The following is a 24051-nucleotide window of genomic DNA, read 5'->3' on the forward strand; positions in this document are numbered from 1 at the left end:
TCGGGCAGAATGCTCTGGTGATCGGTATCGGCAACTTCTGGCGCGCCCTCCCCACCGAGGGGCGGTGGCTGCTCTCCACGGTCGCCGTGCAGACGCTCGGACGCGGGTTGACGCTGCCGTTCACGATCATCTACCTGCACGAGGTTCGCGGGTTCGAGCTCGGGCTCTCGGGCGGGCTGATGAGCCTGATCGCGATCACGGGGCTGCTCGTCACGGGGCCGGGCGGCACGCTCATCGACCGCTACGGGGCGAGGTCGGTGCTGCTCGCGGGGCTCACCGCGATGATCGCCGGGTGCACGCTGCTCGCGTTCGCGACGCATCCCGCCGTCGCGGCCGTCGCACTCGTGCTGATCGGCGTGAACTTCGGGGTCTCCTGGCCCGGCTTCAACGCGCTCGTCGCGTCGGTGGTGAGCGGCGACCTCAGGCAGCAGTACTTCGGCGTGAACTTCGCGCTGGTGAACCTCGGCATCGGCGTGGGCGGCATCATCGGCGGCTTCTTCGTCGACGTGCGCGCGCCCGAGACCTTCACGGCGATCTTCCTGGTGGACGCCGCGACCAGCCTGATCCCGATGGCGCTGCTGCTCGGGCCGCTCCGCCACGTCCGCACGCACGCCGACCCGGCCGCCGGCGGCGAGGCCGCCACCGGCGGGTACCTCGACATCCTCCGCACCCCCGTGATCCTCTGGCTCACGCTGCTCACCTTCATCTCGGTGTTTATCGGCTACGGGCAGATGGAGGCGGGGTTCCCGGCGTACGCGCGGCAGGTCTCCGAGGTGTCCACGCGCGTCGTGGGGCTCTCGTTCGCGGTCAACACGGCCGTGATCGTGCTGCTGCAGTTCCTGGTGCTCAAGCGCATCGCCGGCCACCGCCGCACGCGCGTGATGATGGTGATGGCGGCCGTCTGGGCCGGGTCGTGGCTCATCCTGGGGGCGACGGGCCTGCTGCCCGACAGCGTCGTCGCCGCGATCGGCGTGCTCGCGTTCATGGGCGTGTTCGCCTTCGGCGAGACCCTGCTCCAGCCCACGGTGCCCGCCATGTACAACGACCTCGCCACCGACCGCAATCGCGGCCGGGTCAACGCCATCAACTCGGCGGCCTTCCAGGCCGGCGCGATCACCGGCCCGATCGCGGCCGGGGTGCTCCTCGACCTCGACCTGCAGGCGTGGTACGTCGCGGTCATGGTCGTCGGCTGCGCAGGCATCGCGCTGCTGGCCGCGGTGCTCGAGCGTCGCGTCTCCCCGACGGCCAACGGCGTGCCCCCGGCCGGCGAACCCGCCGAGGGCGCCAGCCCGGCCGAGTCGGCCGCGCCGGCCGAGCCCGACACGGCGCCGGTCGAGGAACGCTGACTACTCGATGATCTCGGCGTCGATGACGTCGTGGTCGCCGCCCTCGGGCGTCTCACCCGGCTCGGGCGCACGCGTGACCTCGAGGTGGTCGCCGCTCGCGTCGAGCCCGACGATGACGGTGTCGCCATCGCGGATGTCGCCCGCGAGCAGCGCCCGCGCGAGCCGGTCGGCCACCTCGGTCTGGATGAGCCGCCGGAGCGGGCGTGCGCCGTAGAGCGGGTCGTATCCCCGCTCCGACAGCCAGGTGCGCGCGTCGGGCGTGACGCCGAGCTCGAGCCGCCGCTCGTGCAGCCGCGCGGTGAGCCGGTCGATCTGCAGGTTCACGATCTCGCCGAGCTCGTCCTTGGTGAGCGCCGCGAACACGACGAGGTCGTCGAGGCGGTTGACGAACTCGGGCTTGAAGGCCTGTCGCACGGCCGCCATCACGGCCTGCTCCTTCTCGTTCCACGTGAGCGACGGGTCGATGAGGTACTGCGAGCCGAGGTTGGAGGTGAGCACCAGGATCACGTTCCGGAAGTCGACCGTGCGGCCCTGGCCATCCGTCAGCCGGCCGTCGTCGAGCACCTGCAGCAGCACGTCGAACACCTCGGGGTGCGCCTTCTCGACCTCGTCGAGCAGGATCACCGAGTAGGGGCGCCGGCGCACGGCCTCGGTGAGCTGGCCGCCCTGCTCGTAGCCGATGTAGCCGGGGGGCGCGCCGACGAGCCGCGAGACCGAGTGCTTTTCGCCGTACTCCGACATGTCGATGCGCACCATCGCGTGCTCGTCGTCGAAGAGCACCGACGCGAGCGCCTTGGCGAGCTCGGTCTTGCCCACGCCGGTGGGGCCGAGGAAGAGGAACGAGCCGGTCGGCCGGTCGGGGTCGGACACGCCCGCCCGCGCGCGGCGGACGGCGTCGGCGACCGCGGCGACCGCGGCCTTCTGGCCGATCACGCGCTTGCCGAGCTCCAGTTCGAGCTGCAGCAGCTTCTCGGTCTCGCCCTGCATCAGCCGGCCGACGGGGATGCCGGTCCACTGCGCGATGACCGCGGCGATGTCCTCGTCGGTCACCTGCTCGTTCACCATGCGCGGCTCGTCGGGCGCCTCCTCGGCGCGCTCGGCCTCCTCGAGGTCGCGCTGCAGCTGGGCGATGGTCTCGTACTCGAGGCGCGACGCGGTCGCGTAGTCGGCCTCGCGCATGGCGCGGTCGCGCCGAGTGATCGCGTCGTCGAGCTGCTTCTTCAGGTCGCCGACGCGGTTCAGCGACATCCGCTCGCGCGACCACCGCTCCTCGAGCCGCACGAGTTCGCGCTCCTTCTCGACGAGCCGCTCGCGCAGGCGCTCGAGGCGCTCCTTGGAGGCGTCGTCCTTCTCCTTCTTGAGGGCGAGTTCCTCGAGGCGCATGCGGTCGACCTCGCGCTTGAGCTGGTCGATCTCGACGGGGCTCGAGTCGATCTCCATCTTCAGGCGCGACATGGCCTCGTCGATGAGGTCGATCGCCTTGTCGGGCAGCTGGCGGGCAGTGATGTAGCGGTTCGACATGGATGCCGCGGCCACGAGCGCGGCGTCGGTGATCGTGACGCCGTGGTGGGCCTCGTACCGGCCCTTCAGGCCGCGGAGGATCGCGACGGTGTCCTCGACGGAGGGCTCGCCGACGTACACCTGCTGGAACCGGCGCTCGAGCGCGGCGTCCTTCTCGATGTACTCGCGGTACTCGTCGAGCGTGGTCGCGCCGATGAGCCGCAGCTCGCCGCGCGCGAGCATGGGCTTCAGCATGTTCGATGCCGCGACCGAGCCCTCGCCGCCGCCGGCGCCCATGAGCAGGTGCAGCTCGTCGACGAACGTGATGATGCGACCCTCGGCCTCGTTGATCTCCTTGAGCACGGCCTTGAGGCGCTCCTCGAACTGGCCGCGGTACATCGCGCCGGCGACGAGCGCCGAGATGTCGAGTGCGACGAGCTGCTTGTCCTTCAGCGAGTCGGCGACGTCGCCGGCCACGATGCGCTGCGCGAGCCCCTCGACGACGGCGGTCTTGCCGACGCCCGGCTCGCCGATGAGCACGGGGTTGTTCTTGGTGCGCCGGGTCAGCACCTGGCTGACGCGGCGGATCTCGGCGTCGCGGCCGATCACCGGGTCGAGCTTGCCCTGCTTGGCGATCTCGGTGAGGTTGACGCCGTACTGTTCGAGCGCCGACTTCTGCTCCTCCTGCGAGCTCGGCGCGCCCTGCATGTTGGCCACGGAGTTCCCTTCTTCAAACTTGAGCCTACTACGCTCAACTTCCCCGAAGGGGTCGGTATTCCGGATGTCGCGCGCTCGCGTCGCCGGTCGCGCGGGCCCGGTCCGCTCCCCTGCTCCACACGCTAGACGCACGCCGCCGGGCTGTCGACGGGCGTGAGCCCGCGCCATCCGCTCGCCGACGCCCGTGTGCGGAACGCAGGTGGCGCGTCGGCGAGTCGCGCCCGACAGCGGCGTGTCGCCCCGGACACGCGGATCCCCGCCTGCGTTCGGCAGGCGGGGATCGGCGGATGACGCGGAGCGACATCGAGGCCCGGCGGGAATCCGGGCGGCGCCTTCCGCGTTGGCGCAGAGCAGGACGGATGACCCCGATCGAGGAGGAACGGATGCCACTGCAGGGCGAGTACGCGCCGAGCACAGCGAAGTGGGCGCGCGACCAGGCCGAGACCTACGAGGCGACGGGAGGTCGCGAGGCGAACTCCCTGCGGGGGAAGCCCGTGATCGTGCTGACCACAGTGGGGGCGAAGAGCGGGAAGCTCCGGAAGACGGCGCTCATGCGGGTCGAGCACGGCGGCGAGTACGCGGTCGTCGCGTCGCAGGGCGGCGACCCCGAGCACCCGGCCTGGTACTTCAACATCGTGAAGCAGCCGCATGTCGAGCTGCAGGACGGTGACGTGAAGCGCGACTACCTGGCGCACGAGGCCACCGGCGACGAGAAGACGACGTGGTGGAAGCGCGCGACCGAGGTCTGGCCCGCGTACGACGACTACCAGGCGAAGACGGACCGGCAGATCCCGATCTTCGTGCTGACGCCGATCGACGTCGACTGAGCGCGCGCCGCTGCGGCGGCCCCTAACGGCAGGCAGGTGTGCCGGCGGACCTGCCGCGGCCGATGTTTCCGGATGGCTCATGTCAACGTGGCCTCAAATGAGGCCACGTTGACATGAGCCACGCGAACGACATCCCCGGCGTGGCGCCCCATCCGCGCAGCGAGCCATCCGCGCAGCCACCCATCCGCGCAGCGGCTCATCCCCGCGCGGCACGGGCAGTGTGCCGTCGGCGCTGCGCGAGCCCCTCACAACCAGCGCATCGTGAACGCCCGCGCGAGCACCCCGCGCAGGCCGGGCAGCGCGAGCACCCGCACGGCGCCGTTGCGGGCGCGCAGCCGGAACCCCGAGGCCGGCGCGCCCATGCGCATGTTGAACGCCGCCTGCCGCATCGCCCGGGTCGCGGCGGCGCGACGCGAACGGTCGTAGGCGGCGAACACGTCGATCGGCGCGGCCGCGGCGAGCGCGCCGGCGAGGTCGCGGTCGAGGTGCACGGCGTCGCTCCAGCCGAGGTTCATGCCCTGGCCGCCGATCGGGCTGATCTCGTGCGCGGCGTCGCCGACGAGGGCGACGCGGCCGGCGGCCAGCGGCACGGCGAGGTGCTGCGCGGCCTCGAACGCGGTCGGCGCGCCCGCGGCATCCGTCGGGAAGCCCGCCCCGGTGCGCGAGGAGACGATCGTCGCCATCGCCGACGCATCCGGCTCGGCGGGTGACCGTCGGACCCACGCGACCCAGCGCCGGCGGCCGCCCGGCATCGGGAACGACTCGACCACGCCTGCGGGCTCGAAGTGCAGCAGCGCGCTCTCAGGCGCCCCCGTGTCGTCGCGGGTGTCGCACATCACGTAGGTGCCCCTGCCGCGGCGACGGCTCCAGTCGGCGCCGATGAGCGGGCGGATGGCGCTGCGCACCCCGTCGGCGCCGACCGCGTAGCGCGCGGCGACCTCGACCGGCACACCCGCCTCGATGCCGCCGACCACCACGTGCGTGCCGCGATCGCGCACCGACGTCGCCTCGACGCCGCGGCGGATCCGCACCGACGGCGCGGCGGCGAGCCGGTCCTCCAGCAGCGCCTCGACCTCGCGCTGCGGGAGCGACCGCACGATGCCCGAGCCGGGGAACCGCATCGCCCCGAGCACGCGCCCCTCGCACGTCACGCGGCCGTCGCGGATCGGCACCGCCCTGCGGCGCACCTCCTCGCCGACGCCGACGGCGTCGAGGGCGCGGAGTCCCGGCGGGTGGATCCCGATGGCCCGCGACGAGGCGGTGGTCGGCGGCGCGACCTCGCGGCGCTCGAGCACGACGACGTCGAGCCCGCGGCGGGCGAGCAGGCAGGCGAGGAGCAGCCCCACGGCCCCCGCGCCGACCACCGCGACGTCGTGGATCGGCCCGTCGGGATCGGGTGCGGCCGGCGCGCCCGCGTCGACGTCGCCCCGCGCCCGGGCCGACCCGTCAGTCATCGGGGATCTCGCTGCCCCACACGAGCTCGAGCCGTGAGGGGAACCCGCGCTTGACGCGCCATCCGGGCGGGATCGCGGCGGCCAGCTCGGGGGCGGTGTGCGAACGCCGGATCGACGTGAGTCCGTCGGGTCGGATGAACGAGCCCGCGAGCACGTTCAACGCGAACGGCAGCGTCGCCGCCCAGAACCCGAGGTACGCCCCGACGCTGCGCTCGATGTCGCCATGCACTCCGATGCCGCCGGGGGCGACGAGCCGCTCGGTGTCGGCGAGGAGCGCGCCGAGCTCGGCGGGGGTCAGGTGGTGCAGCACGTGGTTGGACCAGACCACGTCGAACGTCTCGCCCTCGGCGACGAGGTCGGCGGTCGTGGCGACCCGTGCGTGGAACCGCGGCCCCTCGTGGCGCGAGGCGTAGCGGACGGCGCGCTCGTCGGGATCGATCGCGACGATCTCGAGCCGCAGCCCGTCGCGCTCGGCGTGGCGGAGGATCTCGCGCGGCAGGTCGCCGCCGCCCGCGCCCACGTCGAGCAGCCGCGCCGAATGCGTGGTCGCGAGACGCGGCCGCACCCACTCCTCGTAGACCGCGGCGGGGCGCGACACGAGGCGGTTCACGATGCCGAAGCGGTGGTAGGTGCGGTCGAGCACGTCGGGGTCGGCCGCCGGATCGTCCATGAGTTCGGCGGCGTCGGCGTCGCGGCGGTCGAGCGTGGCGAGTGCGTGCAGCAGTCCCGGCTCGGCCGCGGGCCGCGCCATCCGTCAGCCCTTCACCGTCATGAGCGCCGACTCGACCGTGAGGCCGGGCCCGAACGCCATCGCGGCGACCCGGTCGCCCTCCGCCGACGAGTCCTGGTCGAGGATGTGCCGCAGCACGAAGAGCACGGTCGCACTCGACATGTTGCCGAAGTCGCGCAGCGTCGAGCGTGCGGGCACGAGCTGCGACTCGGAGAGCCCGAGTCGCGACTCGACCTTGTCGAGGATGCTCCGCCCGCCCGGGTGGATCGCCCAGTGCGCGACGTGCTCGCCCGCGGCATCCGTCGCGAGCGCCTCGGCCAGGTCGGCGTCGGGCGCGAAGAGCGGCTCGAGCGCGCCCGTGATGTGGTCGTCGATGATCGATGGCACCGCGTTCGAGAGCACCATCTCGAAGCCGTGGTCGCCGATCTTCCACGCCATGTCACCCTCGCCGACGGGCGTGATGCGCGTCTCGAAGCGGTCGAGCGCGAACGCGCGCTCGCCCGGCTCCAGCGGCCGCGCGGTGACGATCCCTGCGCCGGCGCCGTCGGCGAACAGCGACGAGGCGACGATGGTGTCGGGGTCGTTCGAGGAGCGCAGATGCAGCGTGCACAGCTCGACGCTCACGACCAGCACGACCGCGTCGGGGTCGGCCTCGCAGAACTGCCGCGCGGTGCGCAGCGCGGGCATCGACGCGTAGCAGCCCATGAACCCGAGGTGGTAGCGCTGCACCGCCGCACCGAGCCCGAGGTCGCGCACGAGCATGTAGTCGGGGCCGGGCGCGTAGAAGCCCGTGCACGAGACCGTGACGACGTGCGTGATGTCGGATGCCTCGATGCCCGGCGTCGCCTCGATCGCGGCGCGGCCGGCCTCGAGGTAGAGCTTCGTCGCCTCGACGGCGTAGATCTCGTTGCGCGCCTTGGTGCCGGGCAGCTTCAGCTCGCCCGTCGACCGGTCGAAGAACACGGGGTCGTCGCCGCGCTCTTCGAACGTGAGCTCCTCGAGCACGGTGTACCTGCGCTCGATGCCCGACACGTCGAACGAGGTGCCGATGATGCGCTGGGCCAGCCGGTTGAGTCCCGGCTGCGTCTGGAAGACGTCGCGCACGGCGGGCTGCGGCAGCTCGGTGCCGGGAACGGCGGTCGACAGGCCGCGCAGGTGCACCACCGCGCTCATGCCGTGGACCTCGGATCGGAACGTCGGTGCTGCGGCATAGGGCCCCCTCCCGCTTGCAGACTAGCCAGCAGGGTGGCGCGGGTCTAGGGATCGACGCTGGGCGTCTGCTGGGGGATGCTCGCGTCGCCGGACAGCCAGCGCAGGAACCGGGCCCCGGGATCGCGATCGAGCAGCACGTCGCGCACGAGCAGCGTGAGCGGAATGGACAGGATGGCGCCGAGCGGGCCGATCACGAACGTCCAGAACACCACCGAGAAGAAGCTCAGCGTGAGCGAGAGGTCGACGGCGTCGCTGACGAACTTCGGCTGCAGCAGCACCTGGAGCACGACGTTCACGACGCAGTAGATCGCGATCACGGCGAGCATCATCGGCAGGCCCCCGACCACGAACGCGAGCACCGCCGGCGGCACCAGCCCGAGCACGAAGCCGATGTTCGGGATGAAGTTCGTGACGAACGCGAGGATGGCCCAGACCGCGGGCACCGGGATGCCGAGCGCCCACAGCGCGAGCCCGTCGAGGACAGCGACGACCGCGCCGAACGTCGCGTTCACGACGTAGTAGCGGCGCACCGACGAGTTGTAGGCGCGGATGCGCTGGATCGCCGGCCGGACCGACGATCCGAACGCCTGCTCGGCCCGCCCGTAGCGCGCCGCGTCGGCGGCCATGAAGATCACGTACGCGAGCACGAAGAAGGCCGCGGTCAGGAACCCGACGAGCCATCCGCTCACACCCTGCGCGACGTCGAGCAGGAGCGACGGGTCGAGCGCCGAGGAGGCCGCTTCGGCGACCTGGCCGCCGAACCCGATCGACGAGAGCCAGTCGGCGAGGGATGCCCCGGCCGCCCGCAGTTCGTCGACGACATCGGTCACGAGCTGCGCGAACTCGAAGCCGGCGAACACCAGCAGCGCGGCCAGCGAGCCGAGGATGAGGTACGCGACCGCGACCACGACGCTCGTCGCCGCCCACCTCGGCCATCCGTGCCGCTGCAGCGGATGCCGGATGGGGTGCACGATGATCACGAGCACCGCGGCGAGCGCGAGCGGCGCCACGATCTCGCGTGCGAACCACATCGCGCCGAGTGCGAGGAGCGCAGCGATGACCAGCACGGCGCTGCGCGCACTCGGCGAGGGTGCGGCCGGGGGTCCCTGATCGCTCACGGGACCACCCTAGGTCGCGCCCCCGTCTCAGCCGAGCAGCTTGGCCTTCGCCGCGGCGAACTCCGCGTCGTTCAGGATGCCCTGCTCCTTGAGCGCGGCGAGCTTCTGCAGCTCGGCCACCACGTCGACGCCGCCCGCGGGCGCCGCGGCGGGTGCCGCCGGCGGGGGCGGTGGCGCCGCCGCGGCCTGCGCTGCCGCGGCCTGTTGGGCCTGGTACTGCTCCGCCTCCCATTGCTGCTGCGCGGCCGCCTGCTGCTCGGCCTGCTGGTTCGCGTACCGGTTCTGCTGGCGACGCGCGACGTTGCCGCTCACCGCCGTCGCGGTCCCGGCGACGACCGCGGTTCGCGCGGCCATGCCGATCAGTCCCGGCCGTCCTCCCCTACCCAGTGGCATGTCCGTCCTCCCTATTCCGCCGCCGCCGCAGCGGCGAACACCTCGTTGACGACGGTGGCGGGGATGCGCTCCACCTGGAGCACCTCGCCACCGGATGCGGCGAACGCCGAGGCGATCTTCTTCGCCCACAGCAGCTCGATCGCCATGATCGCTCCGGCACTGCCCTCCGGGATGGACTCCGCGAGCTCGTCGATGTCCTCGTCGCCGATGACGCCCGATGCCTCGAGCTCGACCACGGTGAACCCGAACTCGTCGCGGAACTCCTCGAACTCGCGCACGATCACCTCGCCGCCCTCGCGGCGGGCGACGATGAGCAGGTCGAGCAGGCGCACCTCCTCGCCCACCATCAGGTCGCCGAGGGCCGACAGCGTCGCGTCGTCGGGCCTGTCGCCCTGGAAGCTCACGACGTAGATGTCGACCGGCCCGTACTCCAACTCGGCCATGCGTTCCCCCTGCTCCTCGTTCCCGCGGCGCTCGCCGCGCCCAACGAGTCAAGCCGACGGTCCCGGCGCGCCGACGTGCCGAAAGTCCCGGGACGATGCGCGCGCGTCGATAGGGTGACGCTCAGGGGGCGGGACGGTCGCCCCCGTCATCGACTGGAAAGGCGCACCCCCGTGGACTTCTGGGACAACTTCTGGAACTTCGTGTGGATCTTCTTCTGGAGCTTCGCATTCATCGCCTACCTGTTCGCGCTGTTCGCGATCATCGGCGACCTCTTCCGCGACCACCAGCTCAGCGGCTGGTGGAAGGCGGTGTGGATCATCTTCCTGATCTTCCTGCCGTTCCTCACCGCCCTCGTCTACCTCATCGCCCGCGGCGATGGGATGGCGCGGCGCTCGGCCAAGCAGGCGCAGGAGATGCAGGCGCAGACCGACCAGTACATCCGCCAGACCGCGGGCGCGCACAGCCCCTCCGACGAGATCGCCAAGGCCAAGGCGCTGCTCGACGCGGGCACGATCAACGCCCAGGAGTACGAGGCCCTCAAGGCCAAGGCGCTGTCCCACTCCTGATCGACCGACGCGAACGGCCGGGCGCGCGAGCGCCCGGCCGTTCGTCGTGCGGCGGCGGCAGCGCCATCCGCTCGCCCGGCGTCACGCCGTGACGGCGACCACCCGAGCCGGTGCCGCCGGTCCGGTGTTGCGGAGGAACAGGATGATCCAGCTGAAGATGAGCAGGCCGGCGACGAGTTCGACCGCGGTCAGGTTGTAGTAGCCGACGGCGAAGAACACGCCGAGCAGCGCGATGACGCCGACGTAGACCCACCCGAGGATCACGAACACGCGCGGCATCGACGGCAGGAACCGGGGCAGGCCGATGACGATGACGGCGTACACGACCGCCATCCCCGTCGCCACGGTGTTGTGCAGCGCGAAGAACTCGTCGACGGGGAAGACGCCGACGCAGGCCAGCAGGATGCCGATCGCCACGAGCCCGTAGCGCACCACGTCGCGGCCGCGACGGTCGCGCTCGGTGGCGGTCGACAGACCGGCCGTGGCGTATCGCGCGACGATGGTCACGATCGCGCCCGCGATGATGAGCGTGAGGTTGAAGGCCAGTGCCGACAGGTCGTCGGTCATGCCGAGCGCGCTGAGGTTCTTCTGCCACCACTGCGGGTCGCTCGAGCTCAGCATCGCGGTGATCACACCGACCACGAGGAACACCGCCAGCACGATCGAGAGCAGCATGGGCGTCATCCGGACCGCCGAGAGGAAGCACACGTAGGCCGTGAGGGCGAGGGCGACGCCGAAGAGGAGCGCACCGGGGATCGGGTAGACGGGCGCGCCGATGAACCCCTGCTCGAGCACGTCGGCGAGCGCGACCCAGCCGAGCAGCGCGATCACCGCGTGCGCCACCGAGAGCGCGACGACGTCGAACCAGTGCAGGCGGGGCGGCTCGACCCCGCGCGGGCCCACGGCCTCGCGCGCGGCGGCCTCCTCGACGGCGGGGTCGGCCGGCGGCCGACCGAACCGGCGCCGCAGCACGAGCCGGCCGGAGACGAACGCGAGGATCGCGACGATCGCCGCGCCGATCGCGATGGCCGCGCCGAGCGAGCCCGGCCCGGAGATGGGCAGCTCGCGCCCCCAGAACATCAGCAGCCCGATCGGCGTGGCGACGACGAACGCCGCCGCCCCGACGATGAGCGCCGACGCTTCGGTGGACTCGATGGTGCGCGTCGGCTCCCGCAGCACCCCGATGATCGACGTCGGCTGGGACATCCGCTCCTCCGCTCAGCGCCGCCCGTCGCGCCGTCCCCCGGCGCAGGCGCCGGGCCCGCGGCACCAGCCTGCCAGTGCGGAGTGCGGCGCGGCGAGCAGACGGCCCGCGACACGCCCGTCCGTTCAGTGCCCGATCGGGTCGAGCACCTCGAGCATCGAGCCCTGCACGATGCCGGCCCACTCGTATGCCGCGCGCAGGTAGTCGTCGCGCTCCTCGTCGGCCGGTTCGGCCTCGTCGGGGTCGGCGACGCCGACGCGCTCGGCGAGGATCAGGCGGAGGTCGGTCAGGAACGTCAGCCAGCCCCACGCCTGCGCCTGGTCGAGCTCGATCTCGACGAGGCCCTCGCCGCGGTCGGTCGCCGTGGCATCCCGCACCGCCTGCGCCGCCTGGCGCTTGCCGTCGACGAGGCTCTCGCGCGTGTACCGGGCGAACTCGTGCGCCGACTGCTCGTCGTCCTGGTACGCCGAAGGGAAGAGCCGGCCCAGTGCCGGGTCGTCCTCCCCGCCGAGCAGGAGCACCGAGTCGACCTGGTCGGCGAGCTCGGAGAGCAGCATCGCCTCCTCGGTCTCGAGCACGATCCGCACGCCGTCGGCGCCGCCCTCGCGTCCGGCGACGATCACGGCTCGGCCCTCGACACGGTCGCCTGCAGCCCGTACCCGTGCATGGCCTGCACGTGCCGCTCCATCGCCTCGCGATTGCCGGATGCGACGACCGCGCGCCCCTCGTGGTGCACGAGCAGCATGAGCCGCTCGGCCTCCTCGCGTGGGTAGCCGAAGTAGCTGCGGAACACGTAGGTGACGTAGGTCATGAGGTTCACGGGGTCGTCCCACACGATCGTCTGCCACGGCAGGTCGGGGCGCACGGCCTCGTCGGTGACGAGGTCGGCGTCGAGCTGCTCGATCGTGGACGTCACCATCCCAGCCTGACATGCTCGTGGCCCGCTCGCACGTCCCCCATGGGGCGGACGAGTCAGGTGCCGGAGGCCGGCGCGCGGACGCCCTCGAGCGTGTACGCGACGGCCGCGTCGAGATCCATCCCGGTTCCCTCGTCGAACGCCGCCGCGAGCTCGCCCGTCAGCTGCTCCGGGTCCTCGAAGGTGAGGTCGGGCACCTGGTTGATGTGGTGATCGACCAGGTTCGTGCCCGTGGCGTTCCGGAGCGCGCGGTAGGCGCCGGCCAGCCGCGCCGCCCGCAGGTCGTCACCCTCGGCCCGCGCGAGCCCGGACGCGAGCGCGATGAACATCACCAGGGCGGAGACGTCGCGGTGTCGGGCGAACAGGGTGAGCCCGCGTTCCAGGCTCTGCCGCGCGGTATCGACATCGCGGTTGCGCACCGCGTAGTTGGCCACCTCGAAGACTCCCCAGCCGAGGCCGAACTCGTTGCCCGCGCGGGCGTAGTGCTCGATGCTGGCCTTCCACTGCTCGAGGGCCGGCGGCGTGAAGCCCTCGAGCGACGCGATGGCGATGCCGCGGCCCCACGCGATCTGGGCCAGCCCGTTCTCGTCCCCCAGGCGGCTCGAGAGCTCCTGGGCCTCTCGGAACAGGGGCTCGATGTCCTCCAGGCGGTCCTGGGAGCCGGAGCCGGTCCGGGCCCAGACGGCGCGTGCGAGCCCGAGGTCGTAGAGCGCGTTCGAGATGGCCGCCGGGTCGCCCAGCTCGCGGTGGATGGCGAGGGCCTCGCGATACGGCTCGAGGCACCGCCCGATCTCGCCCTCCCACCAGCACACGCCCGCGAGCGCCTCGAGCGCGTCGGCCCGGTGCCGCTTGGCGCCGCCGGGCAGCGCGAGCGCGGCCTCGAGCCGGCGGCGCCCCTCGTGCAGGTGGCCGCGGGACTGCCAGAACCGCCAGGACGCCGCCGCGAGCCGCAGCGCGAGGTTCGCCTCGCCGTGAACCCCCGCCCAGTCGAGTGCGGAGCGGACGTTGTCGTGGTCGGCGTCGAATCGGTCGAGCCAGGCCTTGCGGTCGGCGCCCAGCAGGCGCGGCGCCAGCTGCTCGGCCCAGTCGGCGTACGCCTGGAGGTGCCGTCGATGCACGTCGTCGCCCTCGCCGCTCTCCGCGAGCCGCGCCAACGCGTACTCGCGGATCACGTGCAGGGTGCGGAAGCGCGCCCGGTCGAGCCCGGCCACCTGCCGCAGAAGGCCCTGGTCGACGAGCTCGGCGAGCCCCGTCAGCACGTCGACGCCGGGATCGGCGCAGACCCGCTCGATCTGCGCCAGGTCGGCGCCGCCGGCGAACACGCCGAGGCGGGCGAACAGCCGGCGCACGGGCTCGTCGAGCAGGTCGTGGCTCCACGCGATGGCGCCCTCGATCGTCCGCTGGCGCTCGGGCAGGTCGACGGCACCGGCGCCGGGCGCGGCGAGGTCGAGCCGGGCGAGGATCTCGGGCACGGGGAGCAGTCGCACGCGCGAGGCGACGAGCTCGATCGCGAGCGGCAGTCCGTCGAGCACGCGGACGAGCTCGGCGACGGCAGCGGCGTTCTCCTCGGTGATCGCGAAGTCGGGACGCACCGACACGGCCCGCTCGAGGAAGAGCGCCACGGCGTCGAATCGCGCGAGCGTCTCGGGGTCGGTGGCGTCCGGCACCTGCATGGGCTCGAGCGGCATCTCCCGCTCGGCCGAGATCCGGAGCGGACCGCGCGAGGTGACGATGAACGCCGACCGTGGCGAGGCGCGCACGAGCTCGGCGACGAGCGGGGCCGCCTCGATCACCTGCTCGAAGTTGTCGAGGATCAGCAGCACCTCGCGCTCGGCGAGCTGCTCGAGCAGCGCGTCTCGCGGCGGCCGGTCCCCCGCGGCGGCCCGGCTGCCCAGGCTCCGCTGGATCTGCGACGCGACGAGGTCGGGATCGTGCACCGGGGACAGGTCGACGAAGAAGACCCCGTCGCGGAACCCGCTGCCGGCCTCCGCGCCGAGCTGGAGCGCGAGCCGAGTCTTGCCGGTACCGCCGGCGCCGGTGATCGTGAGCACGCGCGCCGGCCGGACGAGCCGCGCCGCGTGCGCGAGCTCGTCGCGGCGCCCGACGAAGCTCGTGACCTGGAGCGGCAGGTTGTTGGGCACGGCATCGAGGGTGCGCAGGGCGGGGAACTCCGAGTCGAGCCCGTCGATGTCGAGCTGCCGCATCGCCTCGGGCTGCGACAGGTCGCGCAGGCGATGCTCGCCGAGGTCGCGCAGCGCGAGGCCGTCGGGGAGGTCGCGCTCGACGAGCACGGCCGTCGACGCCGAGAGCACGACCTGCCCGCCGCTCGCCGTCGCGGCGATGCGCGCCGCACGGTGCACGTCGAGGCCCACGTAGTCGTCGCCGCCGAGCCGGCCCGTACCGGTGTGCAGACCCATCCGGACCCGCAGCCGGCGGCCCGCCGGCCACTCGTGCGCGGCCAGCGCGCGCTGGGCGTCGGCCGCCGCGGCGACGGCGTCGCGCGCCGAGGCGAACACCGCGAAGAACCCGTCGCCCTCGGTCTTGACGACGATCCCGCGGTGGTCGGCGATCGCCCGTCGCACCACGGCGTCGTGCTCGGCGAGCAGCGCGGGCCAGGCGTCGCCGGCGGCCTCCGCCATCCGGGTCGACCCCTCGACATCCGTGAACAGGAACGTGACGGTGCCCGTCGGCAGGCGGGACCTCGCGGTCATGCCCCCATTCAACCAGCGGCGGTCGACGCGGTCACGGTGAACTTCGGGTTCCGCGCGATCTGCCGCGTGGGCCCGACGGTGCGTTCGAGCAGGGGCCGGTAGCGGAGGTGGGAGTTCCAGACGCACCACAGCTCGCCGCCCGGTGCGAGCACGCGCGCGGCCTCGGCGAAGAGGTGCTCGGCGATGCCGGTGTGCAGGGCGGCGTCGGAGTGGAACGGCGGGTTCAGCACCACGAGCCGTTCGCTGCGGTCGGGCAGGTGCTCGAGGCCGTCGGCCCGCGTCACCTGCACGCGGTCGGCCACGCCGTTCGCCGCGGCGGTCAGGCGGGCGGATGCCGCGGCCGCGGCGCTCCGGTCCGACGCGCGCACGACGAGCCCGGGTCGCCGGCGCGCGAGCCACGCCGCGACGACACCCGATCCGCACGCGAGATCGACGGCGGTCGCGGCATCCCGCGCCGCCTCGTCGAGCACGCCGAGCAGGAACCGCGTGCCGATGTCGACGGTCGTGCCCGCGAACACGCCGCCATACGCGACCACCTCGAGCCCGAGCTCCTCGTCGTACCCCCGTGCCGGTCGAGGAGCGCCCTCCGGGCGCGTCTCGGGACCCCTCCGAACCCCGGACGCCACCAGCACGCGCGACTTCTGCCGCGCGTGCGTCACGTCGACCCGGTCGAACCACCGGCCGAGCACGTCGTTCATCGCGAGCGACATGTGCTTGATGCGTCCGCCCGCGAAGACGCGAACGTCGGGCGCGGCATGCTCGGCCACGAGGTCCGCGACCTCGTCGAGCCGGTCGAGCGCGCGAGGCAGGCGCATGAGCACGACCCGGGCGCCCTCGACGAGGGCAGGGTCGAACGGCATGCTGTGCGGCCGGCGTTCCTCCGGCACTCCGAGCCGGGCCGCGTTCTCGGCGAGCGCCCGTTCGCCCGTGATCGCGTCCTGGTGCACGCGCACCTCGCGAGCGCCGGCGTCGACCGCGCCCAGGGCGAGCGCGCCGTAGGCGTCGTCGACCACGACCACCTCGCGCGGCGAGGTCGCCTCGGCGAGCGCGGACGAGGCCTCGTCGAGGATCAGCCGGTCCGCGGCGTCCGAGGCCGCGAGTCCGGGCGCTTCGAGGTCGGGATGGCGACGCAGCGCGTCGAAGTCGATCACCGCCGGCCGTCTTCGCGGTGGGGCTCGTCGGGCGCCGGCTCCATGATCGGCCGGGTCGTGGGCACGTCGCGCAGGGTCTCGCTGCGGGGGTACGCCGAGGCGGGCGCCGGGCCCGTCTCGCGTGCGGGTCGCGTGGGAGACGGCGGCACGACCCGGCGGACCTGCCGCGATCCGGGGGACCCGCCGGGCGGCGTCAGCTCGCCGATGAACTCCGTCCACTCGGAGCGCTCGAACCGCTGCTCCCGCCCGCCGATCAGGACGGTCCATCCCCCGGCGTCCTCGGCGAGGCGACGACCGCGGCGCACGTCGGCCGCCCAGCCGTGCTCGACCGCGCGCCACCGCACGAGCTGCACGCCGTGGCCCCGAACCAGTCGAACTCGTCCCATGCCCCCATTCTCGCGCGACGCGGCGTGAAGGGCGCGCTCGCGCCCGCGTCAAGCCCATGCGGCGCCCAGACCCGTTTGCTACCCTCGCCCCCGATGCGACACCAGGCGCACCCCCTCGGTGAGCGCCGCGCGGCGATCCGTTCGACCGCACGGCGCTCCGCTCGTGCACCCCGTCGGCGCAGCGTCGCGGCCCTCGCCGCCACCGCGGCCGTCGGGAGCCTGCTCGCGACGATCGCGCTCGCGCCGCTGCCCCGCCCCTCGGTCGCCGTCGCCGACCAGGCCGCGGCGGCGCTCTCGCCGTTCTCCGGCGCGGTGCAGCAGGTCGAGGTGCCCGGTGACATCGCGCCGGCCGGCGTCTCCACCGAGGACTACTCGGCCGCGACCGGGCCCGACACGCTCGTGGCATCCGGCACCAACTACGACTGGGCGAAGCTCGTGCTCGTGTTCGGCGGCTGGCCGCTCACCGACGAGAACGTGACCCTCATGGTGCAGTGGATGCGCGAGGAGAACGGCCCCGACAACTGGTGGAACCGCAACAACCCCATGAACAACGGGTACGGCTCGGGCGGCGGCAGCGGGCTCGGCAGCTACGCGACCCTCGTCGACGCCGCGCGGTACGCCGCCGACAACCTCAAGAAGCGCTCGTTCTACGTCGACATCGTCGCCGGGCTCGAGGCGGGCACCTCGGCGGCGACGACCGCGCAGGCGATCTGGGCGTCGCCCTGGGCGTCGAGCCACTACGGCTACGGCACGTGGTGGTCGACCTCGCCCGTGCCGGTCGTGACGGCGCCGGCGTCGGCGTGGGGTCGTTGATCCGGGCCGCCAGGCGCGCCGCATAGACTGTCATCTATGGGCAAGGGCGGGGCGGATGGCGCAGCCGGCAGCCTCGCGGTGATCGCCGACCCGACGCGGGCGCGCATGCTGGCACTCATCCTCGCGAGCCCCGACGGCCGTGCGACGGTCACCGCGCTGGCCGATGAACTGGGACTCCGGCAACCGACCGTCTCGCACCACGCCAAGGCGCTGCACGACCAGGGCGTGCTCGAGCGGACACCCGATGGGCGCCGGGCATGGTATTCGGTCGCACCCTCCGAGCTCGAGCGCGTGCGGGGAGTGCTCGGCGAGCCCGCCGCCGCGCCGCCCGACGACGTCGTCGTGGACCGCATCGTCGACGACCTCGCCCAGCGCTTCGCGGGCACGTTCGGTCGCGAGACCGTCGAACGGTACGTGCGCGAGAGCCTCGACCTCGTGTCCGGGCACGCCGCGGGTTCCCCGCGACTGGCCTCGCGCACCGCCGGCTTCGCCGCCGACCGCCTCTCGGCGCTCGCCTCGCAGCGAGCCGAGACGGACGCGACCCCCGAGGTGCTCTTCGTGTGCGTGCAGAACGCCGGGCGGTCGCAGATGGCGGCGGCGATCCTGCGCCATCTCGCGGGCGGCCGGGTGCACGTGCGGACGGCCGGGTCGGAGCCGGCGGGCGAGGTGAGTCCCGCCATCCTGAGCGCGCTCGACGAGATCGGCGTGCCGGTCGGCGGGGAGTTCCCGAAGCCACTGACCGACGAGGTCGTGCGCGCCGCCGACGTGGTGATCACGATGGGCTGCGGCGACGCCTGCCCCGTCTACCCGGGGAAGCGGTACCTCGACTGGGAGCTCGACGACCCTGTCGGGCAGCCGACGACGCGGGTGCGCGACATCCGCGATGACATCGACCGGCGTGTGAGGGGACTGCTCGCGGAGCTGACGTGAAGCCCCACGGACGGCGCGCGCGGTGAACGCGGGATGAACTCCGCGACATCCGCTTGGTCAATGCATAGATGCTGATCTATGCTTTGAGGCGTACCAGCCAGAGAGGTCGCCCATGTCCGAGAAGCCCACCGTCCTGTTCGTCTGCGTGCACAACGCCGGCCGCTCCCAGATGGCCGCCGGCTACCTGCGCGAGCTCGGCGGCGACCGCGTCGAGGTGCTCTCCGCCGGGTCCGCGCCGAAGGACGAGATCAACCCCGTCGCCGTCGACGCCATGGCCGAGGAGGGCATCGACATCGCCGGCAACACGCCGAAGGTGCTGACAACCGAGGCCGTGAAGGACTCCGACGTCGTCATCACGATGGGCTGCGGCGATGCCTGCCCGATCTTCCCCGGCAAGCGCTACGAGGACTGGGAGCTCGACGACCCGGCCGGCCAGGGCATCGAGGCGGTCCGCCCCATCCGCGACGAGATCCGCCGCCGTGTCGAGGAGCTGCTCGGCGAGATCCTGCCCGCCGAGCCGCGGGCATGAGCACGCGAGACGGGCAGCTCGCCCTCGACGACCCGCACCAGGTGCTTCACCGCAGCGCCGAGCACCTCGCCGCGCGCTTCGACGGCATCGTCAACGCCGAGACTGTCGAACGGGTCGTCTTCGAGTCCTACGCCGCGCTGTTGCGCACGGCGAGGATCACCGTGCACCTGCCGAGCCTCGCCGCCCGGTTCGCGAACGAACGACTCACCGCGCTCGCCCAGGCGAAGGGGGTCATCCCCAAGGCCGTGCCCGAAGTGCTCTTCGTGTGCGTCCAGAACTCCGGCCGGTCGCAGATGGCGGCCGCGCTCATGCGCGAGCTCGGCGCAGGCCGCGTGCACGTGCGCTCGGCCGGGTCGGAGCCTGGCGGAGACATCCTGCCTGCGGTCGTCTCGGCGATGGCCGAGCAGGGCATCGACCTCGGCGAGGAGTTCCCGAAGCCGCTCACTGACGACGTCGTGCGCGCCGCCGACGCCGTCGTCACCATGGGCTGCGGCGATGCCTGCCCGGTCTACCCGGGCAAGCGCTACCTCGACTGGCACCTCCACGACCCGGCCGAGCTCGACCTCGACGGCGTCCGTCGCGTGCGCGACGAGATCCGCTCGCACGTCGAGCGGTTGCTCGCTGACATCCTGCCGACCGCCTCGGAGGACCGGGCATGAGCGTCGAGATGTCCGCGTCGCCGCGGTGAGCCGAACCCGGCTACGCGGTCAGGCGCGCTGTGGGATCGACTCGGACAGGGCCGCAAGTCGGGCCACCCCTACGGGCTCCTCAGCCAGCAGCGGCACGATCGCGACCCGTTCGGCCTCGCGGCGCACGCGCTCGATCTGATCGAGCTCGTTCCTCGCCCGGCGGCGCAGGAACGGCGATGCGGGCTCGGCGGCGGCGATCGAGCCGTCGACGACCCACGCCCAGGGCTCGATCCCCGCGCGGCGGAGGTCGGCCGCGAGCTCCTCGGCTTCGAGGACGGGGGTGGTCTCGGCGAGCGTGACGAGGATCACCTTGGTCAGCGCCGGGTCCTGCAGTCGCATGAGCGGCGTGACGAACCCGGCGCCGTCGCCCATCTGCCGGGTGACCTCGCGGTGGTACGAACCGGTCGCGTCCAGGAGCAGCAGCGTGTGGCCCGTCGGCGCGGTGTCGATCACGACGAACCTGCGGCGCGATTCCGAGATCGCGCGCGAGAACTCGTGGAAGACGGCGACCTCGTCGTTGCACGGCGACATCAGGTCCTCGGCCAGGGCGGCGCGTTCCTCGTCGTCGAGCCCCTTGCCCTTGGCGGCCATGACGCGCTCCCGGTACGCCCGGATCGCCGCTCCCGGATCGATCCGGGAGACCGTGAGGTTGTCGAGCCCGCCGCCGTCGAGGGTCTGCGCCAGGTGCGCCGCAGGGTCGGTCGTGGTGAGGAGCACCTCGTGCCCGCGCAGCGCCAGCCGGACGGCCACCGCCGCCGCGACCGTGGTCTTGCCCACACCCCCCTTGCCCATGCACATCACGAGCCCGCGCCCGTCGCGTTCGATCTCGTCGATCAACGCCGAGAGCCCGGCGCCGTCGAGCGGAACGTCGCCCGGATCGCGCTCGCCCGCGGGAACCGGCGCCGCCGGCGAGAAGAGCGCGCGCACCTGATCGACCCCGACCACGTTCTCGGGGCGGAGGTCGACCACGTCCCTCGGCAGCGCCGAGACCCGCGGGGGCATCGCCGCGAGCGCCGCGGCCTCGCGGCGTCGTACGGCCGCCGTGAGCGGCTCTGTGCCGGCCGAATCGGGCAGCACGCCGTTGACGACCACGTACCCCTCGGGCATGCCGATCTCGGCCAGCTCGGCGTACGTGCGCTCGAGCTCGTCCAAGGCCGAGCGCTGGGCGCGCGTGACGAGCACGAGCCTGGTGCGGCTCGGGTCGGTGAGTGCCTGCACCGCGTTCGCGTAGGTGGCCTTGTGGCGCTCGAGGCCCGAGAGCGGGCCGAGGCACGAGGCGTCCCCTCCGGCGGTGAGGAACTCGCTCCACGACCCCGGCAGTTGCAGCAGGCGGACGGTGTGACCGGTCGGTGCGGTGTCGAAGATCACGTGGTCGTACCCGCGGGAGGCCGCGCCACCCGTGAGCAGCTCGGTGAACTCGTCGAACGAGGCGATCTCGGTCGTGCACGAGCCGGAGAGGCTCTCGGTCACGCCCTCGATCTCCTCGGCCGGAAGGGTGCCCCGGAGCGGACCGATGATCCGCTCACGGTACGCGTCGGCAGCAGCCTCGGGATCGATCTCCAGCGCGGACAGGCCAGGCACCGACGGGATCGGCGTGATCGCGTTGCCCACCGTGAGGCCGAAGACCTGGCCGATGTTCGACGCCGGATCGGTGCTCACGAGCAGGACTCGCCTGCCGGCATCGGCCAGCCGGACGGCGCTCGCGCAGGCCACGGACGTCTTGCCGACCCCGCCCTTGCCCGTGAAGAACAGGAAGCGCGGGAGGTCGTCGAGGAACTTCATGCGATTCTCCGTGGTCGGATCGGCGGTGCGCGGGGAGGCCTGCTCATCGTCGCGCCGTCGCGACGCGGCGCCGGGTACTTTGGTCACCCGGCGAGGGGCCGACAGCTCAGCCGCAGCAGCTCGACCGGGGCGCTCCGGATGCCGCGCCGGCGTCGGTCGCACACGAGCCCGCGCTCGCGCCATCCGCTGCCAGGCTCGTCGAGCACACGCCAGTGGCGGGCAGTACGAGCTCGACGTTGCGCGCCGCCGCGAGATCGCCCGCGATCCAGGCGGCGATCGAGCGGACCTGCTCGTACCCGGTCGCGAGCAGGAACGTGGGCGCGCGACCGTAGCTCTTCATGCCGGCGAGGAAGAAGCCCGGCTCGGGGTGCTCGAGCTCGGCGAAGCCGTGCGGTTCGACCGTGCCGCACGTGTGCACGTTGGGATCGATGAGCGGCGCGAGGCGCCTCGGCGCCTCGACGATCTCGTCGAGCTCGAGCCGGATCTCGCGCAGCATGCCGAGGTTCGGGCGGAAGCCCGTCGCGTTGACGACGAGGTCGGTCTCGTGCTCGACGAGGTCGTCGCCGCGGAGCCCGTACAGCCTGACGCCGTCGTCGGTACGGCCGAGGCGGACGATCTCGAACCGGTCGACGAGTTCGATCCGGCCCGCGCGCACGAGCGCCTCGACGCGGCGGCCGATGGCCGCCCGGGCCGCCAGCTCGTCGTCGTCCGAGGTGGTGACCCGGACCGCGCTCGCGTTGCGGATGAGCCAGGTGATGCGGGTTCCCGGCTCCTGCTCGGCGAGCTCGGCGAGGGCGAGGAGCGTGTTCGCCGCCGAGTGCCCGGCGCCCACGACCGTCGTGTGCCGGCCGGCGAAGCGCACGCGTTCACGGCCCAGCACGTCGGGCAGCGCGTGGCCCACTCGGTCGGCGACCTCGGTGAGCCCGAGCGGGTCGAGTCCCGACGAGGCGAGGCTGTTCGACTGCTCGTACGTGCCCGAGGCGTCGATCACCGCACGCGCGGTCGTCTCCTTGATGCCGTCGGCGGAGTGGATGCGGAGCAGGAACGGCGTGGATGCGCGGTTGGCGGTGCGCGTCCGGTCCATTCCCCGTCGCGTGATCGCCTCGACCGTCACGCCCGTGCGGAGGCGCGACGCGATCGGCTCGAGTGCCGCGAGCGGCTCGAGGTAGCGTTCGACCAGCTCGGTCCCGGTGGGCAGCACCTCGGGCGACGGCAGCTCCCACCCGGCGGCCTCGAGCAGCCGCTGCGACGCGGGATCGACGAGATGCCTCCACGGAGTGAACAGCCGGGTGTGCCCCCACCGCCGGATGCTGCTCGCGACCTCGTCGCCGGCCTCGTAGACCACGAAGTCGATGCCGCGCTCGACGAGGTTCGCGGCGGCCGCGAGCCCGACCGGGCCGGCGCCGACGATGGCCACGGGCAGGGTGTCGAGCCGGCGCTCCTGCAGGCTGCTCATGGTGAGATCGATCAGGGTCATGTCGGGCTGCTCCTTGCGGTTCGGATGCGCATCGATGAACTTCGATATTCAGTGTCGGCACTGTATCGAAGTTTGTCAATATTCGGGCTAGGATCGTCCGCATGAGCGTGACACTGCTTCCGATGGCCCAGGCCGACGCGACGGCGGTGTGCTGCGCCCCCCTCACCCGCGAGACCATCGAACCCGAGCAGGCCGACGTCCTCGCCCGCAAGCTCAAGGCCCTCGCCGACCCGACGCGGCTGCGGCTCGTGTCGATCGTGGCCGCGTCAGAGGGCGAGGAGGCGTGCGTGTGCGACCTCATCGAGCCAGTCGGCCTCAGCCAGCCGACCGTCTCCCACCACCTGAAGATCCTCATGGAGGCCGGGTTCCTGACCCGCAGCAAGCGCGGCACCTGGGCGTACTACCGGCTCGTCCCCGGCGCGCTCGGCGAGCTCTCGCAGCTGCTCGACGTCACCGGCTCGCGCTGACCGGTACCGAGATGACCGCGACGATCACGGCCGAGCGCCGGGCGGTCCTGCACCGGCGCGTCCGGTGGATCGTGGCCGCCACGATCGGCTACAACGTGCTCGAGGGCATCGTCGCAGTCTCCGCCGGCGCCGCAGCATCCTCGGCGGCCCTCATCGGGTTCGGGCTCGATTCGTTCATCGAAGTCCTCTCTGCCGTCGCGGTCGCCTGGCAGTTCACGAGGAAGGACCCCGAGCGCTGGGAGAAGCCCACCGTGCGGGCGATCGGCATCGCCTTCTTCGCGCTCGCCGCCTACGTGAGCATCGACGCGATCCTCGCGCTCGCCGGCGTGCAGGCGGTCGACCACAGCCCCGTCGGCATCGCGATCGCCGTGGCCAGCCTCGTGGTCATGCCCGCGCTCGCGTGGATCGAGTTCCGCACCGGTCGTGAGCTCGGCTCGCGGAGCGTGCAGGCCGACGCCCGCCAGCTGCTGCTGTGCATGGACCTCTCGGGCACGGTGCTGGTGGGCCTGCTCCTCAACACCCTGTTCGGCTGGATGTGGGCCGACTCGGCCGCAGCGCTGGTGGTCGCCGCACTCGCCGTGCGCGAGGGCATCGAGGCATGGCGCGGCGACGTGGAGTCGCCCTTCGAGCTGCTCGACGACGACGAGACCGAGGAGGTGACCTGATGGACTGCTGCGACCCCACCGTCT

At 72.7% G+C, this 24051-nt stretch carries 24 protein-coding genes; 9 read left to right on the plus strand and 15 right to left on the minus strand.

Annotated elements, in window-relative coordinates:
• Positions 1 to 17: 17 nt before the first annotated feature.
• On the plus strand, positions 18 to 1346 hold the full coding sequence (locus JOD46_RS00595) for an MFS transporter (RefSeq protein WP_307834854.1): 1329 nt from the start codon (positions 18 to 20) through the stop codon (positions 1344 to 1346).
• On the opposite strand, the gene JOD46_RS00600 is transcribed toward JOD46_RS00595, so the two are convergent.
• A complete protein-coding gene (locus JOD46_RS00600; RefSeq protein WP_372431820.1) occupies positions 1347 to 3563 on the minus strand; it encodes an ATP-dependent Clp protease ATP-binding subunit in 2217 nt (738 codons plus the stop codon).
• A 383-nt stretch (positions 3564 to 3946) separates the two neighbouring features.
• On the opposite strand from JOD46_RS00600, the gene JOD46_RS00605 reads away from it, so the two are divergent.
• Positions 3947 to 4390, plus strand: a complete 444-nt coding sequence (locus tag JOD46_RS00605) for a nitroreductase family deazaflavin-dependent oxidoreductase (RefSeq protein ID WP_204390834.1) — start codon at positions 3947 to 3949, stop codon at positions 4388 to 4390.
• Positions 4391 to 4635: 245 nt separating this feature from the next.
• On the opposite strand, the gene JOD46_RS00610 is transcribed toward JOD46_RS00605, so the two are convergent.
• The 6 genes from JOD46_RS00610 to JOD46_RS00635 form a co-directional block, all read right to left on the minus strand.
• The gene (locus JOD46_RS00610; protein ID WP_204390835.1) at positions 4636 to 5844 is read right to left on the minus strand and encodes an FAD-dependent oxidoreductase; all 1209 of its coding nucleotides are present in this window, start codon (positions 5842 to 5844) and stop codon (positions 4636 to 4638) included.
• Positions 5837 to 6595 carry a methyltransferase domain-containing protein gene (locus tag JOD46_RS00615; RefSeq protein WP_204390836.1) on the minus strand — a complete coding sequence of 253 codons (759 nt, stop codon included), beginning with the start codon at positions 6593 to 6595 and terminating at the stop codon, positions 5837 to 5839. The genes JOD46_RS00610 and JOD46_RS00615 overlap by 8 nt, the downstream gene beginning before the upstream one ends.
• A 3-nt stretch (positions 6596 to 6598) precedes the next feature.
• Positions 6599 to 7747: a type III polyketide synthase gene (locus JOD46_RS00620; protein ID WP_204390837.1), complete on the minus strand. Its 1149-nt coding sequence runs from the start codon at positions 7745 to 7747 to the stop codon at positions 6599 to 6601.
• An 83-nt stretch (positions 7748 to 7830) separates the two neighbouring features.
• The gene (locus JOD46_RS00625; protein ID WP_307834855.1) at positions 7831 to 8904 is read right to left on the minus strand and encodes an AI-2E family transporter; all 1074 of its coding nucleotides are present in this window, start codon (positions 8902 to 8904) and stop codon (positions 7831 to 7833) included.
• Between the two features lie 27 nt (positions 8905 to 8931).
• Entirely contained in the window at positions 8932 to 9258 is a 327-nt protein-coding gene (locus tag JOD46_RS00630; RefSeq protein ID WP_239562491.1) for an SHOCT domain-containing protein, read from the minus strand.
• A 50-nt stretch (positions 9259 to 9308) separates the two neighbouring features.
• Positions 9309 to 9740: a DUF6325 family protein gene (locus JOD46_RS00635; RefSeq protein WP_204390841.1), complete on the minus strand. Its 432-nt coding sequence runs from the start codon at positions 9738 to 9740 to the stop codon at positions 9309 to 9311.
• A gap of 171 nt (positions 9741 to 9911) precedes the next feature.
• On the opposite strand from JOD46_RS00635, the gene JOD46_RS00640 reads away from it, so the two are divergent.
• Positions 9912 to 10307, plus strand: coding sequence for an SHOCT domain-containing protein (locus JOD46_RS00640; protein WP_204390843.1), 396 nt, complete (start codon positions 9912 to 9914; stop codon positions 10305 to 10307).
• 81 nt (positions 10308 to 10388) lie between these two features.
• On the opposite strand, the gene JOD46_RS00645 is transcribed toward JOD46_RS00640, so the two are convergent.
• From JOD46_RS00645 to JOD46_RS18390, 6 genes are all read right to left on the minus strand, one after another.
• Complete coding sequence (locus JOD46_RS00645; RefSeq protein ID WP_204390845.1) at positions 10389 to 11513, minus strand: DUF998 domain-containing protein; 1125 nt, start codon at positions 11511 to 11513, stop codon at positions 10389 to 10391.
• Between the two features lie 123 nt (positions 11514 to 11636).
• Positions 11637 to 12134 (minus strand): DUF2017 family protein, encoded by a 498-nt coding sequence (locus JOD46_RS00650; RefSeq protein ID WP_204390847.1) that lies wholly within the window; start codon positions 12132 to 12134, stop codon positions 11637 to 11639.
• A complete protein-coding gene (gene clpS / locus JOD46_RS00655; protein ID WP_204390849.1) occupies positions 12131 to 12430 on the minus strand; it encodes an ATP-dependent Clp protease adapter ClpS in 300 nt (99 codons plus the stop codon). The genes JOD46_RS00650 and clpS overlap by 4 nt, the downstream gene beginning before the upstream one ends.
• Positions 12431 to 12483: 53 nt before the next feature.
• Complete coding sequence (locus JOD46_RS00660) at positions 12484 to 15138, minus strand: adenylate/guanylate cyclase domain-containing protein (RefSeq protein ID WP_204390850.1); 2655 nt, start codon at positions 15136 to 15138, stop codon at positions 12484 to 12486.
• A gap of 8 nt (positions 15139 to 15146) precedes the next feature.
• A complete protein-coding gene (locus tag JOD46_RS00665) occupies positions 15147 to 16289 on the minus strand; it encodes a class I SAM-dependent methyltransferase (protein ID WP_307834856.1) in 1143 nt (380 codons plus the stop codon).
• Entirely contained in the window at positions 16286 to 16675 is a 390-nt protein-coding gene (locus JOD46_RS18390) for a hypothetical protein (RefSeq protein WP_239562493.1), read from the minus strand. The genes JOD46_RS00665 and JOD46_RS18390 overlap by 4 nt, the downstream gene beginning before the upstream one ends.
• 93 nt (positions 16676 to 16768) lie before the next feature.
• On the opposite strand from JOD46_RS18390, the gene JOD46_RS00670 reads away from it, so the two are divergent.
• The 4 genes from JOD46_RS00670 (at position 16769) to JOD46_RS00685 (ending at position 19606) form a co-directional block, all read left to right on the plus strand.
• Positions 16769 to 17488 (plus strand): hypothetical protein, encoded by a 720-nt coding sequence (locus JOD46_RS00670; RefSeq protein WP_204390854.1) that lies wholly within the window; start codon positions 16769 to 16771, stop codon positions 17486 to 17488.
• 36 nt (positions 17489 to 17524) lie between these two features.
• The gene (locus JOD46_RS00675; RefSeq protein ID WP_204390863.1) at positions 17525 to 18418 is read left to right on the plus strand and encodes a metalloregulator ArsR/SmtB family transcription factor; all 894 of its coding nucleotides are present in this window, start codon (positions 17525 to 17527) and stop codon (positions 18416 to 18418) included.
• A 112-nt stretch (positions 18419 to 18530) separates the two neighbouring features.
• Complete coding sequence (locus JOD46_RS00680; protein ID WP_204390866.1) at positions 18531 to 18947, plus strand: arsenate reductase ArsC; 417 nt, start codon at positions 18531 to 18533, stop codon at positions 18945 to 18947.
• On the plus strand, positions 18944 to 19606 hold the full coding sequence (locus tag JOD46_RS00685; RefSeq protein ID WP_204390868.1) for an arsenate reductase ArsC: 663 nt from the start codon (positions 18944 to 18946) through the stop codon (positions 19604 to 19606). The genes JOD46_RS00680 and JOD46_RS00685 overlap by 4 nt, the downstream gene beginning before the upstream one ends.
• A 48-nt stretch (positions 19607 to 19654) precedes the next feature.
• Here the strand turns inward: JOD46_RS00685 and arsA are convergent, their stop codons facing one another.
• Both arsA and JOD46_RS00695 read right to left on the minus strand, forming a co-directional pair.
• Complete coding sequence (arsA, locus tag JOD46_RS00690; RefSeq protein WP_204390870.1) at positions 19655 to 21418, minus strand: arsenical pump-driving ATPase; 1764 nt, start codon at positions 21416 to 21418, stop codon at positions 19655 to 19657.
• 106 nt (positions 21419 to 21524) lie between these two features.
• Positions 21525 to 22895 (minus strand): NAD(P)-binding domain-containing protein, encoded by a 1371-nt coding sequence (locus JOD46_RS00695; RefSeq protein WP_204390872.1) that lies wholly within the window; start codon positions 22893 to 22895, stop codon positions 21525 to 21527.
• A gap of 101 nt (positions 22896 to 22996) precedes the next feature.
• Here JOD46_RS00695 and JOD46_RS00700 point away from each other — a divergent pair, with 101 nt between their 5' ends.
• Together JOD46_RS00700 and JOD46_RS00705 are read left to right on the plus strand one after the other, a co-directional pair.
• Entirely contained in the window at positions 22997 to 23362 is a 366-nt protein-coding gene (locus tag JOD46_RS00700) for an ArsR/SmtB family transcription factor (protein WP_204390874.1), read from the plus strand.
• Between the two features lie 11 nt (positions 23363 to 23373).
• Positions 23374 to 24027, plus strand: coding sequence for a cation efflux transmembrane domain-containing protein (locus JOD46_RS00705; RefSeq protein ID WP_204390876.1), 654 nt, complete (start codon positions 23374 to 23376; stop codon positions 24025 to 24027).
• Positions 24028 to 24051: the final 24 nt, after the last annotated feature.

Source organism: Agromyces aurantiacus (assembly GCF_016907355.1).
Lineage (GTDB): Bacteria > Actinomycetota > Actinomycetes > Actinomycetales > Microbacteriaceae > Agromyces > Agromyces aurantiacus.